Here is a 15,267-nt window from a genome sequence, read left to right on the forward strand (position 1 = left end):
AGGTGCTCACGCGGAGGCCGTCGCCGCCTTCAGCGGGCGTGCCGGGTCCGCCAGAAGCCGTGGGTTCATCGGTGTGGCGGCCTCGATCAGCCGTCTGCCCTGGGCGAGGTCGCGGGGGCGCCCCACGGCCAGCAGGGCGACCAGACGGTCCTCGCGCAGCCAGCACACCGTCCAGGCCGGTCCCGACGGGTCGCCGCGCCACAGGGTGCGGTCGGCGCCGGTGTGATGGCCCGCGTACTGGACGAAGCGGCCGAACTGCTCGGACCAGAAGTACGGCACCGGGTCGTAGACGGCCGGGGGCTCGCCGGTGGCCCCGCCGAGGATGTTCGCCGCGACCGTGCGCGGCCCCTGGAGGGCGTTGTCCCAGTGGTGGACGAGAAGCCGCTCGCCGTACCGGCCCGAAGGGAAGGAGGCGCAGTCGCCGACCGCGTACACGTCCGGCACGGAGGTGCGCAGGCAGGCGTCGGCCACGACCTCGCGGTGCGCGCCGAGCTCGACACCGGAGCCGGCCAGCCAGGCGGTGGCGGGGCGGGCGCCGATGCCGACCACGACGGCGTCGGCGGGCAGCCGCGAGCCGTCGTCGAGGACGACCGCTCCGGGCTCGACGCGCTCCACGCGCGCGTGGGTGCGCAGGGCCGTACCGCTGTCGGCGTACCAGGCGGCCATCGGGGCTGCCACCTCGGCGGGCAGCGCTCCGGCCAGCGGCCGGTCGGCGGCCTCCACGACGGTGACCGCGCAGCCGGCCTCGCGTGCGGCCGTGGCGAACTCGGCGCCGATCCAGCCTGCGCCCACGACCACGACGTCGTGCTGCCGGGCGAGCACGGGCCGCAGCCGTTCGGCGTCGTCCAGGGTGCGCAGCAGGTGCACGCCGGGCACGCCCTCGGCGCCGGGCAGCCGGATCGGTTCGGCGCCGGTGGCGAGGACGAGGACGTCGTACGGGACGGGCCCGGCCTCGGTGTCCAGCTCGTGGTCGGCGGGGCGCAGGCCGAGGACCTCGCGGCCCAGGACCAGCTCGATGCCGAGGCCTTCGAAGTCGACGTCGAAGGCGGAACCCTCGGACTTGCCGAGCAGGACGGCCTTGGACAGCGGTGGCCGGTCGTAGGGCTGGTGGGGTTCGGCGCCGATCAGCGTCACCGTGCCGTCGAAGCCCTGTTCGCGCAGCGCGACCGCGGTCTGCACCCCGGCCATGCCCGCGCCGACGACCACCACACGCCGCCCGGCCGGGCCGCCTTCTTCCTGCCTCTGCTCACTCACCTGATCACCTTAGACAACTGACTATTCGTCAGTCAGCCGTCGTGTTCCGTGACCTGCTCCACAATGCTGGTGCCGCTGCCCGTCTGCGACTCCCACTCCCAGGTCTCCTCCAGGCGGACCCGCCCGTCGGGCAGCTCCACGACCGTCGACGCACAGTGCCCCGAGGACGTCGTCGCGTCCTGCTTGAGCTGGACGTAGCGGAAGTCGAGCCGGTCCCCCTGCCGGGTACCCACCAGATGGCCGCGTACGACGTCGCCGCCCGCGTAGTCCGCCCAGATCACGCCGTCCTGCTCGCGGTAGGCGAAGCGGGTGCGGGTGCCGACCTGGCCCGGGGCCTGGTCGGCGACGGGGGCGAGGACGAGACCGTCGAGCGAACGGGGCACGGGCGGAGGCTCCCTTACTGAGACATACGGCATCGGGCTAGGGTGGCCAACCTAGAGCACTCGCGGGAGCCCGGACGCACCGGGCTGAGAGGGAGGCTGGCGGCCTCCGACCGTACGAACCTGATCCGGGTCATGCCGGCGAAGGGAGGGGCTGGACGCCCATGTCGTCTCCACGAACGTCAGACGTCCTCGTCATCGGGGGCGGGATCATCGGGCTGGTCACGGCCTGGCGGGCCGCGCAGCGCGGCCTCGCCACGGCGGTGGTCGACCCGGAGCCGGGCGGCGGGGCCGCCCAGGTGGCGGCCGGGATGCTGGCCGCCGTCACGGAACTGCACCACGGCGAGCAGACCCTGCTCGGCCTCAATCTCGCGTCGGCACGCCGCTATCCGGACTTCGCGGCGGAGCTGACGGAGCTGACCGGCCACGACCTCGGCTACCGGCGGTGCGGCACGCTCGCGGTCGCGCTGGACGCCGACGACCGCGCCCATCTGCGCGAACTGCACGCCCTGCAACGGCAGTCGGGGCTGGAGTCGGAATGGCTGTCGGGGCGTGAGTGCCGCCGTCTCGAGCCCATGCTCGCGCCGGGGGTGCGCGGCGGGCTGCGGGTGGACGGCGACCACCAGGTCGATCCGCGGCGGCTGGCCGCGGCGCTGGTGGCCGCGTGTGAGCGGGCGGGAGTGGTGTTCCGGCGGGCGTGGGCCGAGCGGCTGTCCGTGGTGGGCGAGCGGGCCGCGGGGGTCGTCACACGGGACGGTACGGCGCTGGGGGCGGGGCAGGTGGTACTCGCCGGCGGCAGTCTGAGCGGGCGGCTGGCCGGGGTCCCGCAGGACGTGCTGCCGCCGGTGCGGCCGGTGAAGGGGCAGGTCCTGCGGCTGACCGTGCCACAGCGGTACGCGCCGTTCCTGAGCCGGACCGTGCGGGCGGTGGTGCGCGGCAGCCAGGTCTATCTGGTGCCGCGGGAGAACGGCGAGCTGGTCGTGGGCGCGACCAGCGAGGAACTGGGCTGGGACACGACGGTGACGGCGGGGGGCGTGTACGAGCTGCTGCGCGACGCCCATGAACTGGTGCCGGGGATCACCGAGCTGCCGCTGACGGAGACGCGCGCGGGGCTGCGCCCCGGGTCCCCGGACAACGCGCCGCTGCTCGGGCCGACCGGCCTGGAAGGGCTGCTGCTGGCCACCGGGCACTACCGCAACGGGGTGCTGCTGACGCCGGTGACCGGTGACGCGATGGCGCATGTCCTGGCCACCGGGGAGCTCCCGGACGAGGCCCGTCCCTTCACGCCCCGGCGCTTTTGCGCCGCCGCACTCTCGGAGCAGCCCGCATGAACATCTCGGTGAACGGCGAGCGGCGGGAGTGCGCTCCCGGTACGGCTCTCGACAGCGTCGTACGGTCTTTGACGCCGGCGCCCTCCGGGGTGGCCGCCGCGCTCAACGAAACGGTCGTCCCGCGCGCGCGGTGGTCCGCGACGGCGCTCAGCGAGGGCGACCGGGTGGAAGTCCTGACCGCCGTGCAGGGAGGCTGAGCGCCATGGCCGACGATTCCTTCGTCCTCGGGGGTACGTCCTTCTCGTCCCGGCTGATCATGGGTACGGGGGGTGCGCCCAGCCTGGAGGTGCTGGAGCGGGCGCTGGTCGCCTCCGGGACCGAGCTGACGACGGTCGCGATGCGGCGCGTCGATCCCTGCGTGCACGGCTCCGTGCTGTCGGTGCTCGAGCGGCTCGGCATCCGGGTGCTGCCGAACACCGCGGGGTGTTACACGGCCGGGGAGGCGGTGCTGACGGCGCGGCTGGCGCGGGAGGCGCTGGGTACCGATCTGATCAAACTGGAGGTCATCGCCGACGAGCGGACGCTGCTGCCGGATCCGGTCGAGTTGCTGGAGGCGGCTCAGACGCTGGTGGACGACGGGTTCACGGTGCTGCCGTACACGAACGACGATCCGGTGCTGGCACGGAAGCTGGAGGATGCGGGGTGTGCGGCGGTGATGCCGCTGGGCTCGCCGATCGGCTCCGGGCTCGGCATCCGCAACCCGCACAACTTCCAGCTGATCGTCGAGCACGCGCGTGTGCCGGTGATTCTGGACGCGGGAGCCGGTACGGCGTCGGATGTGGCGTTGGCGATGGAGCTGGGGTGCGCGGGGGTGATGCTGGCGTCGGCGGTGACGCGGGCGAGGGATCCCGAGCGGATGGCGTCGGCGATGCGGGCCGGTGTCGAGGCGGGACGACTGGCCCGCCTGGCGGGCCGGATCCCCCGTCGCTACTTCGCCGAGGCGTCGTCCCCCACGGCAGGCCGGGCGGCGCTGGACCCCGAGCGTCCCGCCTTCTGACCGCCGGCCCACTCGCCCACGAAATCCAGCCACTCCAACCCGCCCCAGGGGGATCCGGCCCGCGGCGGCTTCTCGCTCGCGTCACAGGTCGGCTGCAGTCAGGAGGCGATCGTGAGGGAGGCTGCGGTGGTGTCGGTCCTGGCTCGTACACTCGCCTGCGTGGACACGACCCTTCAGGACCCTCTGGTCGGGCAGGTGCTCGACGGCCGGTATCGCGTCGAGGCGCGGATCGCCGTCGGCGGGATGGCCACGGTCTACCGGGCCGTGGACACCCGCCTGGACCGCGTGCTCGCGCTCAAGGTGATGCATCCGGCGCTCGCCGCGGACGGGGTGTTCGTCGAGCGGTTCATCCGCGAGGCGAAGTCCGTCGCGCGACTCGCCCACCCGAATGTCGTTCAGGTGTTCGACCAGGGTGCGGATGCGTCGTATGTCTATCTCGCCATGGAGTACATCGCCGGCTGCACGCTGCGTGACGTGCTGCGCGAGCGCGGGGCACTGCAGCCGCGGGCCGCGCTGGACATCCTGGAGCCCGTGCTCGCCGCGCTCGGCGCCGCGCACCGGGCCGGGTTCGTGCACCGGGACATGAAGCCCGAGAACGTGCTCATAGGGGATGACGGGCGGGTCAAGGTCGCCGACTTCGGGCTGGTGCGGTCCGTGGACACGGTGACCAGCACCACCGGGGCCGTCCTCGGGACCGTCTCCTATCTCGCTCCCGAGCAGATCGATCAGCCCGGCGCCGCCGATCCCCGCGTCGACGTCTACGCGTGCGGGGTCGTGCTCTACGAGATGCTCACCGGTGAGAGGCCGCACGACGGGGACTCCCCGGCGATCGTGCTCTACAAGCATCTCCACGAGGACGTTCCGCCGCCGTCGGCCCTCGTCCCCCAACTGCCGTTCGAGCTGGACGAGCTGGTCGCCTCGGCCACCGCCCGCACGCCCGACGTCCGGCCGCACGACGCCGTCGCGCTGCTCGCGCAGGTGCGAGGAGCGCGTGCCCCGCTCACCGAGGACCAGCTGGACGCGCTGCCGCCGCAGGCCGTCTCCGCCGGTCACGACATCGCCGAGGACCGGACGAGCGTCATCCCGCGCTCCCTGACGGTGCCACGGCCACTGCCCGTCAACGAGGACGAGCCCGCCGACGAGGCCGCCCTGAACCGGACCTCCCTGTTCCGGAGTCCGCCGCCCCTGCCGCCCCGGCGCCGTTCCGTGCGGCGGCCCGGGCGCGGAGTGCTCGCGCTCATCACCGTGGCCCTGCTGGTGTTCGGCGTGGGCGCGGGCGTCTGGTACATCAACTCCGGGCAGTTCACCAGGGTGCCGGCGGTGCTGACGCAGAAGGAGGCCGAGGCCAGGAAGCGGCTGGAGGCGGCCGGGATCAAGGTCGGCAAGGTCCGGCACGAGTACAGCGACACCGTCCGGCGCGGCACGGTCCTGGACACCGACCCCGATCCGGGCGCCCGCATCCGCAAGCACGGCTCCGTGACGCTCACCGTCTCCGACGGCCCCGAGATGGTGAAGGTGCCGGACGTGCAGGGCTCCCGGCTGGACAAGGCCGAGCAGCTGCTGAAGACGGACGGCCTGGAGCCGGGTCTGGTCACCCAGGAGTTCAGCAAGGACGTCATCAAGGGCTTCGTGATCAGCACGGACCCGCAGGCGGGGGCGAAGCGCCGCGCGGGCACCGCCGTGTCCCTCGTCGTCAGCAAGGGCAGCCCGATCGACGTCCCGGACGTCACCGGCGAGGACCTCGACGACGCCAGGGCGGACCTGGAGGGGGCCGGCCTGAAGGTGAAGGTCTCCGCCGACGAGGTGAACTCCGAGTTCGACAAGGGGCAGGTCGCGGCGCAGTCCCCGGCGGCGGACGGCAAGGCCGCCGAGGGCGACACGGTGACGCTGACGCTGTCCAAGGGGCCGGAGATGGTCGAGGTCCCGGACGTGGTGGGGGCGAGCGTCGACGACGCGAAGTCGCTCCTCGAACAGTCCGGGTTCAAGGTCAAGGAGGACCGTGGGCTGCTGGGGCTGTTCGGCGACACCGTGAAGAAGCAGTCCGTGGACGCGGGCGACACCGCGCCCAAGGGGTCGACGATCACGATCACCATCCGGTGACCGGCGGGGCGGCCGGACATGACACCCTGAACGGGTGAGTCCTGAAGCCCCCTGCCCCTCCCCCGCCGCCACCTCCTCCGCGTCCCCTTTCGCCTCCCGCAACCCCGTCGGCGGTCATGTCCCCGTGGCCGGCGGTCTGCACGACGTGGGCATGTCGTACGCCCATGACCTCAGGGCCGAGACGGTCCAGGTGTTCGTCGCCAACCCGCGCGGCTGGGCCACGCCCGTCGGGAACCCGCGGCAGGACGAGGCCTTCCGCGAGCGTTGCGCGGCGGAGTCGGTCCCGGCGTACGTACACGCGCCATACCTGATCAACTTCGGCTCGCACACCGAGGCGACGGTGGAGAAGTCGGTGGAGTCGCTGCGGCACTCGCTGCGCCGCGGGCGGGAGATCGGCGCCCTGGGCGTGGTCGTGCACACGGGGAGCGCGACGGGCGGCCGGGACCGGTCCGTGGCGCTGAAGCAGGTCCGCGAGCACCTGCTGCCGCTGCTGGACGAGCTGACCCACGACGACGACCCGTTCCTGCTGCTGGAGTCCACCGCCGGCCAGGGCGCCTCGCTCTGCTCCCGGACCTGGGACTTCGGGCCGTACTTCGAGGCGCTGGACGCCCATCCCCAGCTGGGCGTCTGCCTCGACACCTGCCACATCTTCGCGGCCGGGCACGACCTGACCGGTCCCGCCGGCATGCACCAGACCCTGGACCTGCTGGTGGACACCGTCGGCGAGGGCCGGCTGAAGCTGATCCACGCCAACGACTCCAAGGACGTCGTCGGCGCCCACAAGGACCGGCACGAGAACATCGGCGCGGGTCACATCGGCGAGGACCCGTTCCGGGCGCTGATGACGCACCCCGCGACCGTGGGCGTCCCCCTGATCATCGAGACCCCCGGCGGCAAGGAGGGACACGCGGCGGACGTGGAGCGGCTGAAGAAACTGCGCGACGGCTGAGGCGGTCGGTCCTCGTTCCCGCACCCGTACCCGTCGCCCAGGCCCCCGCGGGTCAGAGCTCGGGCCCGTCCCCCGGGCCCTCCTGGTAGGAGTAGCGCTGTTCCTTCCAGGGGTCGCCGATGTTGTGGTAGCCGCGCTCCTCCCAGAAGCCGCGGCGGTCCGCGGTCATGTACTCGACGCCGCGGACCCACTTGGGGCCCTTCCAGGCGTAGAGGTGCGGGACGACCAGGCGGAGCGGGAAGCCGTGTTCGGCGGTGAGCAGCTCGCCGTCCTTGTGGGTGGCGAAGATCGTGCGCTCGGCGGCGAAGTCGGCCAGGCGCAGATTGGAGCTGAACCCGTACTCGGCCCACACCATCACATGGGTGACGCTCGGCGCGGGCGGCGCGAGCTCCAGGATGGTCCGGGCCGGGATCCCGCCCCACTCGGCGCCGAGCATGCTGAACTTCGTCACGCAGTGCAGATCGGCCAGGACGGACGCGTACGGAAGGGCCGTGAACTCCTCGTGGTTCCAGCAGCGCTTCTCACCGTCGGCGGTGGCGCCGAAGACCCTGAACTCCCAGCGCTCGGGCCGGAACCTGGGCACCGGACCGTAGTGCGTGACGGGCCAGCCCCGCTGCAGTCGCTGTCCCGGCGGAAGCTCGGACACCGCTTCTCCTCCAGACGTGCGCTCCACCGGATGACCCATGCCTCCATCCTGACAGACCCCGGACGGTGCACATGACCAGCCATGACCACCCATATCCCGAATCGGGCAACTGCTACTAAGCATGCACTAACTTACTAAGTACGCACTTACTGGACGATCTTCGACACCGGTGAAATCATGCGGCGGCAACCTCCCCGATCCCCCACGTGGAAGGAGCCTCTGCGATGCAGGGCGACCCCGAGGTCATCGAGTTCCTCAATGAGCAGCTCACCGGCGAGCTCACCGCGATCAACCAGTACTTCCTCCACGCCAAGATGCAGGAGAACTTCGGCTGGACGAAGCTCGCGAAGTACACGCGGCACGAGTCCTTCGACGAGATGAAGCACGCGGAGGTACTGACCGACCGGATCCTGTTCCTGGAGGGGCTGCCGAACTACCAGCGGCTGTTCCATGTGCGCGTGGGCCAGACGGTCAAGGAGATGTTCGAGGCCGACCGGCAGGTCGAGGTCGAGGCGATCGACCGCCTGAAGCGCGGCATCAAGGTGATGCGTGAGAAGGGCGACATCACCTCGGCGAACATCTTCGAGTCGATCCTCGAGGACGAGGAGCACCACATCGACTATCTCGACACCCAGCTGGAGCTGGTGGACAAGCTCGGTGACGCCCTCTACATCGCGCAGCTGATCGAACAGCCGGAGAGCTAGCCGCCCCTTGAGGGCTAGGCCGCTTCCCTGAGGTCGGGGAGCTCGGCGAGGGCCGGTTCACCGCGGTCGGCGACGGTGAGGTCCCGGCGCGAGCAGGCGCCCCGGCCGAGGATCGCCTGGATCCGGCGGACGCAGGAACCGCAGTCGGTCCCCGCCTTGCAGGCGGAGGCGATCTGGCGGGGCGTGCAGGCGCCGCCGTCCACATGCTGCTGGACCTGCGCTTCAGTCACTCCGAAGCAGCTGCAGACGTACACGCGGATTCACCTCCCGCCGAGATCGATAAGGCTAACCTAACCTTACCCGGCGCTCAGAGACCGCAAAAGTGGAGTGGGGCGCGGATCGTATGTGATCCGCGCCCCACTGCCACGACCGACGACTACTGGTCCCGGTACATCTCCGCCACGAGGAACGCCAGGTCGAGGGACTGGCTGCGGTTCAGACGGGGGTCGCAGGCCGTCTCGTAGCGCTGGTGGAGGTCGTCGACGAAGATCTCGTCGCCGCCGCCCACGCACTCGGTGACGTCGTCACCCGTCAGCTCCACATGGATGCCACCCGGGTGGGTGCCGAGGCCCTTGTGGACCTCGAAGAAGCCCTTGACCTCGTCGAGCACATCGTCGAACCGCCGGGTCTTGTGACCGGAGGCCGCCTCGAAGGTGTTGCCGTGCATCGGGTCGGTCACCCACGCCACCGTCGCACCCGACGCCGTGACCTTCTCGACCAGCTCGGGCAGCTTGTCGCGGACCTTGTCGGCGCCCATACGGACGATGAACGTCAGCCGGCCCGGCTCCCGGTCGGGGTCGAGGCGCTCGATGTACTGCAGCGCCTCCTCGGCCGTGGTCGTCGGGCCGAGCTTGATGCCGATCGGGTTGCGGATCCTCGACGCGAACTCGATGTGCGCGTGGTCCAGCTGCCGGGTGCGCTCACCGATCCACACCATGTGCGCCGAGACGTCGTACAGCCGGCCGGTGCGCGAGTCCACACGGGTCAGCGCGGACTCGTAGTCCAGCAGCAACGCCTCGTGCGAGGAGTAGAACTCGACCGTCTTGAACTCCTCCGGGTCGACCCCGCAGGCGTGCATGAAGTTCAGCGCCTGGTCGATCTCGCGGGCGAGCTGCTCGTAGCGCTGCCCGGACGGGGACGACTTCACGAAGTCCTGGTTCCAGGCGTGCACCTGACGCAGGTCGGCGTAGCCGCCGGTGGCGAAGGCGCGCACCAGGTTGAGCGTGGAGGCGGACGCGTTGTACATCCGCTTCAGACGCTCGGGGTCCGGGATGCGGGCCGCCTCGTTGAAGTCGAAGCCGTTGACCGAGTCGCCCCGGTACGTCGGCAGCGTCACCCCGTCACGGGTCTCGGTGCCCTTGGAGCGCGGCTTGGAGTACTGGCCGGCGATCCGGCCGACCTTGACCACCGGCACCGAGGCCGCGTACGTCAGCACCGCGCCCATCTGCAGCAGCGTCTTCAGCTTGTTGCGGATGTGGTCGGCGGACACCGCGTCGAAGGCCTCCGCGCAGTCGCCGCCCTGGAGGAGGAACGCCTCTCCCTTGGCGACGGCCGCCATCCGGGCGCGCAGCTGGTCGCACTCGCCCGCGAAGACGAGCGGCGGATACGACTCCAGCTCCGCAACGACTGCGCGCAGAGCCTCGGTGTCGGGGTACTCGGGCTGCTGCGCCGCGGGCAGGTCTCGCCAGGTGTTGCCAGCGCTCGCGCTGGTCTTAGCGTTCACGGTCACGCCTCCACATTACGGGGTCGTGTCGAGTCGTTTTCGCACGGCTCGACAGGTGAGACACACTCCTGCTCACCTGCGCATGGGGTAGGGTGCGTCGCATGTTCGCGCATTCGACCCAGAACTGGTGGTGGACCGCTCATCCGGCGGCCCACTGACTGCGCGTACGCAAGACTTCGCGAAGGCCGCCCGAGGGGCGGCCTTCGGCGTTTGTCGGGGTCCGTTCCTCTCCACCTCACAGCGAGAAGGAAAACGGACCCATGCACCTGCTCGACCTGCTCGACGATCCCCGCCCGTTCGCCCTGCTGCGCCGCCGCACCCCCGGGCGCGACGAGAACACCGTCGAGGTGTTCCTCGGCCCGGTCTCCACCCACGACCGGCTCGCCGACCTCCCCGACGAGGGCCTGGCGCTCATCCCGTTCCGGCAGATCCGCGAGCGCGGCTTCGACGTCCGCGACGACGGCACCCCGCTGGCGTTCCTCACCCCCGAGGAGTCGCATGAGTTCCCGCTCGCCGAGGCTCTCGCCCAGCTCCCCGCTCACGACGTCGACGTACGGGACGGCGGCTTCGACGTGGCCGACGAGGAGTACGCGGAGATCGTCGGGCGGGTCCTGCGGGACGAGATCGGTCGGGGCGAGGGCGCGAACTTCGTGATCCGGCGGACGTACGAGGGCGCGATCAAAGGGTTCGGCCGGGCCGACGCGCTCGCGCTGTTCCGCCGGCTGCTGGAGGGCGAACGGGGCGCGTACTGGACGTTCGTCGTGCACACCGGGGACCGCACCCTCGTCGGGGCCAGCCCCGAGGTGCATGTCCGGATGTCGGGCGGCACGGTCGTCATGAACCCGATCAGCGGGACGTACCGGTATCCGGCCGAGGGGCCCACCCCCGAGCAGCTGCTCGGCTTCCTCGCCGACGGCAAGGAGATCGAGGAACTGTCGATGGTCGTCGACGAGGAGCTCAAGATGATGTGCACCGTCGGGGACATGGGCGGGGTGGTGATCGGGCCCCGGCTGAAGGAGATGGCGCATCTCGCGCACACCGAGTACGAGCTGCGCGGAAAGTCCTCCCTGGATGTGCGGGAGGTCCTGAAGGAGACCATGTTCGCGGCGACCGTCACCGGCTCCCCGGTGCAGAACGCCTGCCGGGTCATCGAGCGCCACGAGCCCCTCGGGCGGGACGGCGTCGCACGGGGCTACTACGCGGGTGCGCTGGCGCTGCTCGGCCGTGACGCCGGCGGGGCCCAGACCCTCGACTCCCCCATCCTCATCCGGACCGCCGACATCGACGCGGCCGGACGGCTGCGGGTGCCGGTGGGGGCCACGCTGGTGCGGGGCTCCGACCCGGCGGGCGAGGTCGCCGAGACACACGCGAAGGCGGCGGGCGTCCTGGCCGCGCTCGGCGTACGGCCGGGCAGGCCCCGGGCGGAGCACACCCGCCCCCTGCTGGCCGACGACCCCCGGGTGCGGGCCGCGCTGGACGGGCGCCGGGCCTCGCTGGCGCCGTTCTGGCTGCGGATGCAGGAGCGGACCGAGGAACTGTCCGGGCACGCGCTCGTCGTCGACGGCGAGGACACCTTCACGGCGATGCTCGCGCACATGCTGCGGTCGAGCGGCCTCGACGTGAGCGTGCGGCGGTACGACGAGCCCGGGCTGCGGGAGGCGGTGCTCGCGCACGAGGGGCCGCTCGTGCTGGGCCCCGGTCCCGGCGACCCGTGCGACCTGGCCGACCCGAAGATGCGGTTCCTGCGGGAGCTGACGGCCCACGTCCTGCGGGAACACCAAGACGGGGTCCTCGGGGTCTGTCTCGGGCACGAGCTGATCGCGGCGGAGCTGGGCCTGGACATCGTACGGAAGGAGGTGCCGTATCAGGGGGCGCAGACCGTCGTGGACCTGTTCGGGCGGGCGGAGACCGTCGGGTTCTACAACAGCTTCGTGGCGCGGTGCGACGACGAGTCACAGCGGGAGCTGGCAGCGCACGGCGTGGAGGTGAGCCGGGCCGCGAACGGCGAGGTGCACGCGATGCGCGGGCCCGGGTTCGCGGGCGTGCAGTTCCATCCGGAGTCGGTGCTGACGCTGAACGGGGCGTCCGTCGTACGGGAGTTGGTGGCGCGGGTGCGCGCGACGCACCTGCGCGCCCGGTAGGTCAGCCGAAGAACACGCCCACTTCCGCGTACAGCTTCGGGTCGACGGTCTTCAGTCTGGCCGTCGCCTCCGCGATCGGTACGCGGACGATGTCCGTGCCGCGCAGGGCGACCATCTTGCCGAAGTCGCCCTCGTGGACGGCGTCGATGGCGTGCAGGCCGAAGCGGGTGGCGAGCCAGCGGTCGAAGGCGCTCGGGGTGCCGCCGCGCTGGACGTGGCCGAGGACCGTCGTACGGGCCTCGTTCCCCGTCCGGCGCTCGATCTCCTTGGCGAGCCACTCGCCGACGCCGGACAGCCGGACGTGTCCGAAGGAGTCCAGCGAGCCGTCCTTGAGGACGACGTCGCCGTCCCTCGGCATCGCGCCCTCGGCGACGACCACGATCGGGGCGTACGACGCCCGGAAGCGGGAGGCCACCCAGGCGCAGACCTGCTCGACGTCGAAGCGCTGCTCGGGGATGAGGATGACGTTGGCGCCGCCGGCCAGGCCCGAGTGGAGGGCGATCCAGCCTGCGTGACGGCCCATCACCTCCACGACCAGGACCCGCATATGGGACTCGGCGGTGGTGTGCAGACGGTCGATGGCCTCGGTCGCGATGCCGACGGCGGTGTCGAAGCCGAAGGTGTAGTCGGTGGCCGACAGGTCGTTGTCGATGGTCTTCGGGACGCCGACGCAGGGCACCGCGAACTCGTCGCAGAGGCGGGCGGCGACGCCGAGGGTGTCCTCACCGCCGATGGTGACGAGGGCGTCCACGCACTGCTCGGCGAGGGTGTCCCTGATCCGGCGGACGCCGTCCTCCTCCTTGAGGGGGTTGGTCCGCGAGGAGCCGAGGATCGTGCCGCCGCGGGGCAGGATGCCGCGCACGGCGGGAATGCCGAGGGGCACCGTCCTCCCGTTGAGGAGCCCCCGCCAGCCGTCCCGGAAGCCGATGAACTCGTGGCCGTAGCTCTGCACGCCCTTGCGGACGACGGCCCGGATGACGGCGTTGAGGCCGGGGCAGTCCCCGCCTCCGGTCAGTACTCCGACGCGCATGGACGGGTCCCTTCGCCGTGAGTCATGACCGTGAGCCATGACTGCCTGACGAGGAGTCAGTGTCGCGCGCCCCTCACTCGTCGTCGAGACCTCGCTCAAGGGCGTACCGGACCAGTTCCACCCGGTTGTGCAGCTGCAGCTTGCCGAGGGTGTTCTGGACGTGGTTCTGGACCGTGCGGTGGGAGATGACGAGACGTTCGGCGATCTGCTTGTAGCTCAGGCCCTTGGCGACCAGGCGCAGCACCTCGGTCTCGCGGTCGGTGAGGCGGGGCGCGTCGGGTTCGTCGCCGGCGGCGGGGCCGGGTTCGGAGGCGAGTCGGCGGTACTCGCCGAGGACCAGTCCGGCCAGACCCGGCGTGAAGACGGGGTCGCCGACGGCCGTGCGGCGCACCGCGTCCAGCAGTTCCTCCGTGGACGCCGACTTCAGCAGGTAGCCGGTCGCGCCGGACTTCACCGCCTCCAGCACGTCGGCGTGCTCGCCGCTCGCCGACAGCACCAGGACCCGCAGGGCCGGGTTGGCGGCGACGACCTCCTTGCACACCTGGACGCCCGGCTTCGCGGGCAGATTCAGATCGAGCACCAGCACGTCGGGCGTGGTGGCCCTGGCCCGGCGCACTGCCTGCTCACCGTCGCCGGCGGTGGCGACCACGTCGAAGCCGGACTCGGCCAGGTCCCGGGCGACCGCGTCGCGCCACATGGGGTGGTCGTCGACCACCATGACCTTGATCAGGCCCTGTTCTGCGCGCTTGTCTTCACTCATCGCCGTCCTGCCTTCCCCCGCTGCACGTTCGTTTCCTTCGGCACCGTCAGCTCGACCTCCGTGCCCTGCCCCGGTGTCGAGATCAGCTCGGCGCTGCCGCCGAGGTCGCGCAGCCGGCCGCGGATCGACTGGGCGACCCCGAGCCGCCCCTCGCCCTCGGCCTGCGCGAGCCGCCCCTCCGGGATGCCGGGCCCGTCGTCCCGCACGGTGACGATCACCTCGTCCGGCTCGTCCTCGACCAGGATCCAGGCCCGGGCGTCCTCCCCCGCGTGCCGGCGGACGTTGTCCAGGGCGGCCCTTACGGCGGCGGCCAGCTCCCGTGCGGCGGGCGCGGGCAGCAGCACCGGCGCGCCGGGCTCGGCGAGGTTGACGCGGGCGGCGGCGAAGGGGGCGAGCAGCGCGCGCAGGTCGACGGGCGCGCCCGCGTCGTCGTCGGTGTCCTCGTCCACCACGCGGACGACGGCCCCCTCGGCCTCGTCCTCCGACACCCGGGAGAGCGGCAGAAGCCCGCCGGAGACCAGCGTGCGCAGCGCGACCTCCTGCTCGCCGGCCATCCGGCCCAGCTCGGCCGCCTCACCGCCCAGGACCGCGCCGCGCCGCTGCACCATCGCCAGCACCTGGAGCACGCCGTCGTGGATGTCCCGGGCGAGCCGCTCGCGTTCCCTCGTGGCGGCCTCGATCTCCAGGGCGCGGGCGAGGGTGCGCTCGGAGGCGCGGGCGACCTCGACGACGTAGCCGATGGCGATGGAGGCCACCCAGACGAGGATGACGTTGTGGACGGTGTCGCGGGCCGGGTGACCGCGCTCGATCAGGTTGGCGGCGGCGACGGGCGTGGAGGCGAACGCGGCCCAGCGCCAGCCGCCCTTGATGGCGAACGCGAGGACCGACCCGGCCGTCCATATCGACGGCAGGGTGGGGCCGCCGTCCTGGATGTGCTGGTCGTTGACGACCAGCGGGGTCAGGACGATCCCGATGAGCGCGACGGCGAGGTCGAGGGTGAGGAAACGCTTGGTGCAGGCCGCCGCGTTCTGCACCCGGGGCAGGGTGGCGAGCGTCCACCCGAGCAGGACGACGTAGTAGGCGATGGCGATGCCGGGCCGGTCGTAGTCGTCGTAGGCGGTGGCGAACAGGCCGACCGCGTACAGCATCGTCAGCACCCGGTAGGCGGTGAGCGCACGCCACAGCGGCAGCTCGACCGACATCCTCATGACTTTCTCGCGCCTGGCCATCCGTCCAGTCCCCCCGCCCCCGG

Annotated in this window: 16 protein-coding genes and 1 riboswitch; of the genes, 8 read left to right on the forward strand and 8 right to left on the reverse strand. The window is 71.7% G+C overall.

Going from position 1 to position 15,267, the window contains the following annotated elements; genetic code table 11:
• Positions 1-6: 6 nt before the first annotated feature.
• Together ACZ5SK_RS01895 and ACZ5SK_RS01900 are read right to left on the reverse strand one after the other, a co-directional pair.
• A complete protein-coding gene (locus ACZ5SK_RS01895; protein WP_334580868.1) occupies positions 7-1,254 on the reverse strand; it encodes an NAD(P)/FAD-dependent oxidoreductase in 1,248 nt (415 codons plus the stop codon).
• Positions 1,255-1,286: 32 nt separating this feature from the next.
• Entirely contained in the window at positions 1,287-1,637 is a 351-nt protein-coding gene (locus tag ACZ5SK_RS01900) for an avidin-fold protein (RefSeq protein WP_334580867.1), read from the reverse strand.
• A 52-nt stretch (positions 1,638-1,689) separates the two neighbouring features.
• A riboswitch (TPP riboswitch) is annotated at positions 1,690-1,801 on the forward strand.
• On the opposite strand from ACZ5SK_RS01900, the gene thiO reads away from it, so the two are divergent.
• The 5 genes from thiO (at position 1,799) to ACZ5SK_RS01925 (ending at position 7,011) form a co-directional block, all read left to right on the forward strand.
• Complete coding sequence (gene thiO / locus ACZ5SK_RS01905) at positions 1,799-2,965, forward strand: glycine oxidase ThiO (RefSeq protein ID WP_334580866.1); 1,167 nt, start codon at positions 1,799-1,801, stop codon at positions 2,963-2,965. Its footprint overlaps the riboswitch before it by 3 nt.
• On the forward strand, positions 2,962-3,162 hold the full coding sequence (thiS, locus tag ACZ5SK_RS01910; RefSeq protein WP_334580864.1) for a sulfur carrier protein ThiS: 201 nt from the start codon (positions 2,962-2,964) through the stop codon (positions 3,160-3,162). The genes thiO and thiS overlap by 4 nt, the downstream gene beginning before the upstream one ends.
• 5 nt (positions 3,163-3,167) lie before the next feature.
• Complete coding sequence (locus ACZ5SK_RS01915; RefSeq protein WP_457493632.1) at positions 3,168-3,962, forward strand: thiazole synthase; 795 nt, start codon at positions 3,168-3,170, stop codon at positions 3,960-3,962.
• Between the two features lie 159 nt (positions 3,963-4,121).
• The gene (gene pknB / locus ACZ5SK_RS01920) at positions 4,122-6,062 is read left to right on the forward strand and encodes a Stk1 family PASTA domain-containing Ser/Thr kinase (RefSeq protein ID WP_334580862.1); all 1,941 of its coding nucleotides are present in this window, start codon (positions 4,122-4,124) and stop codon (positions 6,060-6,062) included.
• Between the two features lie 34 nt (positions 6,063-6,096).
• Complete coding sequence (locus ACZ5SK_RS01925) at positions 6,097-7,011, forward strand: deoxyribonuclease IV (protein WP_334580861.1); 915 nt, start codon at positions 6,097-6,099, stop codon at positions 7,009-7,011.
• 52 nt (positions 7,012-7,063) lie between these two features.
• On the opposite strand, the gene ACZ5SK_RS01930 is transcribed toward ACZ5SK_RS01925, so the two are convergent.
• Complete coding sequence (locus ACZ5SK_RS01930; RefSeq protein ID WP_334580860.1) at positions 7,064-7,696, reverse strand: sulfite oxidase-like oxidoreductase; 633 nt, start codon at positions 7,694-7,696, stop codon at positions 7,064-7,066.
• 185 nt (positions 7,697-7,881) lie between these two features.
• Here ACZ5SK_RS01930 and bfr point away from each other — a divergent pair, with 185 nt between their 5' ends.
• Positions 7,882-8,361 carry a bacterioferritin gene (gene bfr, locus ACZ5SK_RS01935; protein WP_334580859.1) on the forward strand — a complete coding sequence of 160 codons (480 nt, stop codon included), beginning with the start codon at positions 7,882-7,884 and terminating at the stop codon, positions 8,359-8,361.
• Positions 8,362-8,375: 14 nt separating this feature from the next.
• Here bfr and ACZ5SK_RS01940 read toward each other — a convergent pair whose 3' ends face one another.
• Together ACZ5SK_RS01940 and ACZ5SK_RS01945 are read right to left on the reverse strand one after the other, a co-directional pair.
• Complete coding sequence (locus ACZ5SK_RS01940) at positions 8,376-8,615, reverse strand: (2Fe-2S)-binding protein (RefSeq protein ID WP_079662885.1); 240 nt, start codon at positions 8,613-8,615, stop codon at positions 8,376-8,378.
• Positions 8,616-8,737: 122 nt separating this feature from the next.
• Positions 8,738-10,090, reverse strand: coding sequence for a class II 3-deoxy-7-phosphoheptulonate synthase (locus ACZ5SK_RS01945; protein WP_334580858.1), 1,353 nt, complete (start codon positions 10,088-10,090; stop codon positions 8,738-8,740).
• Between the two features lie 95 nt (positions 10,091-10,185).
• Between ACZ5SK_RS01945 and ACZ5SK_RS01950 the strand changes: the two genes are divergently transcribed.
• The gene (locus ACZ5SK_RS01950) at positions 10,186-10,242 is read left to right on the forward strand and encodes a trp operon leader peptide (RefSeq protein ID WP_071528813.1); all 57 of its coding nucleotides are present in this window, start codon (positions 10,186-10,188) and stop codon (positions 10,240-10,242) included.
• Between the two features lie 102 nt (positions 10,243-10,344).
• The gene (locus tag ACZ5SK_RS01955; protein WP_468575100.1) at positions 10,345-12,225 is read left to right on the forward strand and encodes an anthranilate synthase family protein; all 1,881 of its coding nucleotides are present in this window, start codon (positions 10,345-10,347) and stop codon (positions 12,223-12,225) included.
• 1 nt (position 12,226) lies between these two features.
• Here the strand turns inward: ACZ5SK_RS01955 and ACZ5SK_RS01960 are convergent, their stop codons facing one another.
• The 3 genes from ACZ5SK_RS01960 to macS form a co-directional block, all read right to left on the reverse strand.
• Complete coding sequence (locus ACZ5SK_RS01960; protein WP_468575102.1) at positions 12,227-13,255, reverse strand: 6-phosphofructokinase; 1,029 nt, start codon at positions 13,253-13,255, stop codon at positions 12,227-12,229.
• Positions 13,256-13,328: 73 nt separating this feature from the next.
• Positions 13,329-14,015 carry a response regulator gene (locus ACZ5SK_RS01965; protein ID WP_468575103.1) on the reverse strand — a complete coding sequence of 229 codons (687 nt, stop codon included), beginning with the start codon at positions 14,013-14,015 and terminating at the stop codon, positions 13,329-13,331.
• Positions 14,012-15,244 (reverse strand): MacS family sensor histidine kinase, encoded by a 1,233-nt coding sequence (gene macS, locus ACZ5SK_RS01970; RefSeq protein ID WP_334580853.1) that lies wholly within the window; start codon positions 15,242-15,244, stop codon positions 14,012-14,014. Before macS ends, ACZ5SK_RS01965 begins: the two co-directional genes overlap by 4 nt.
• Positions 15,245-15,267 lie beyond the last annotated feature (23 nt).

Source organism: Streptomyces sp. NPDC031474 (genome assembly GCF_055581185.1).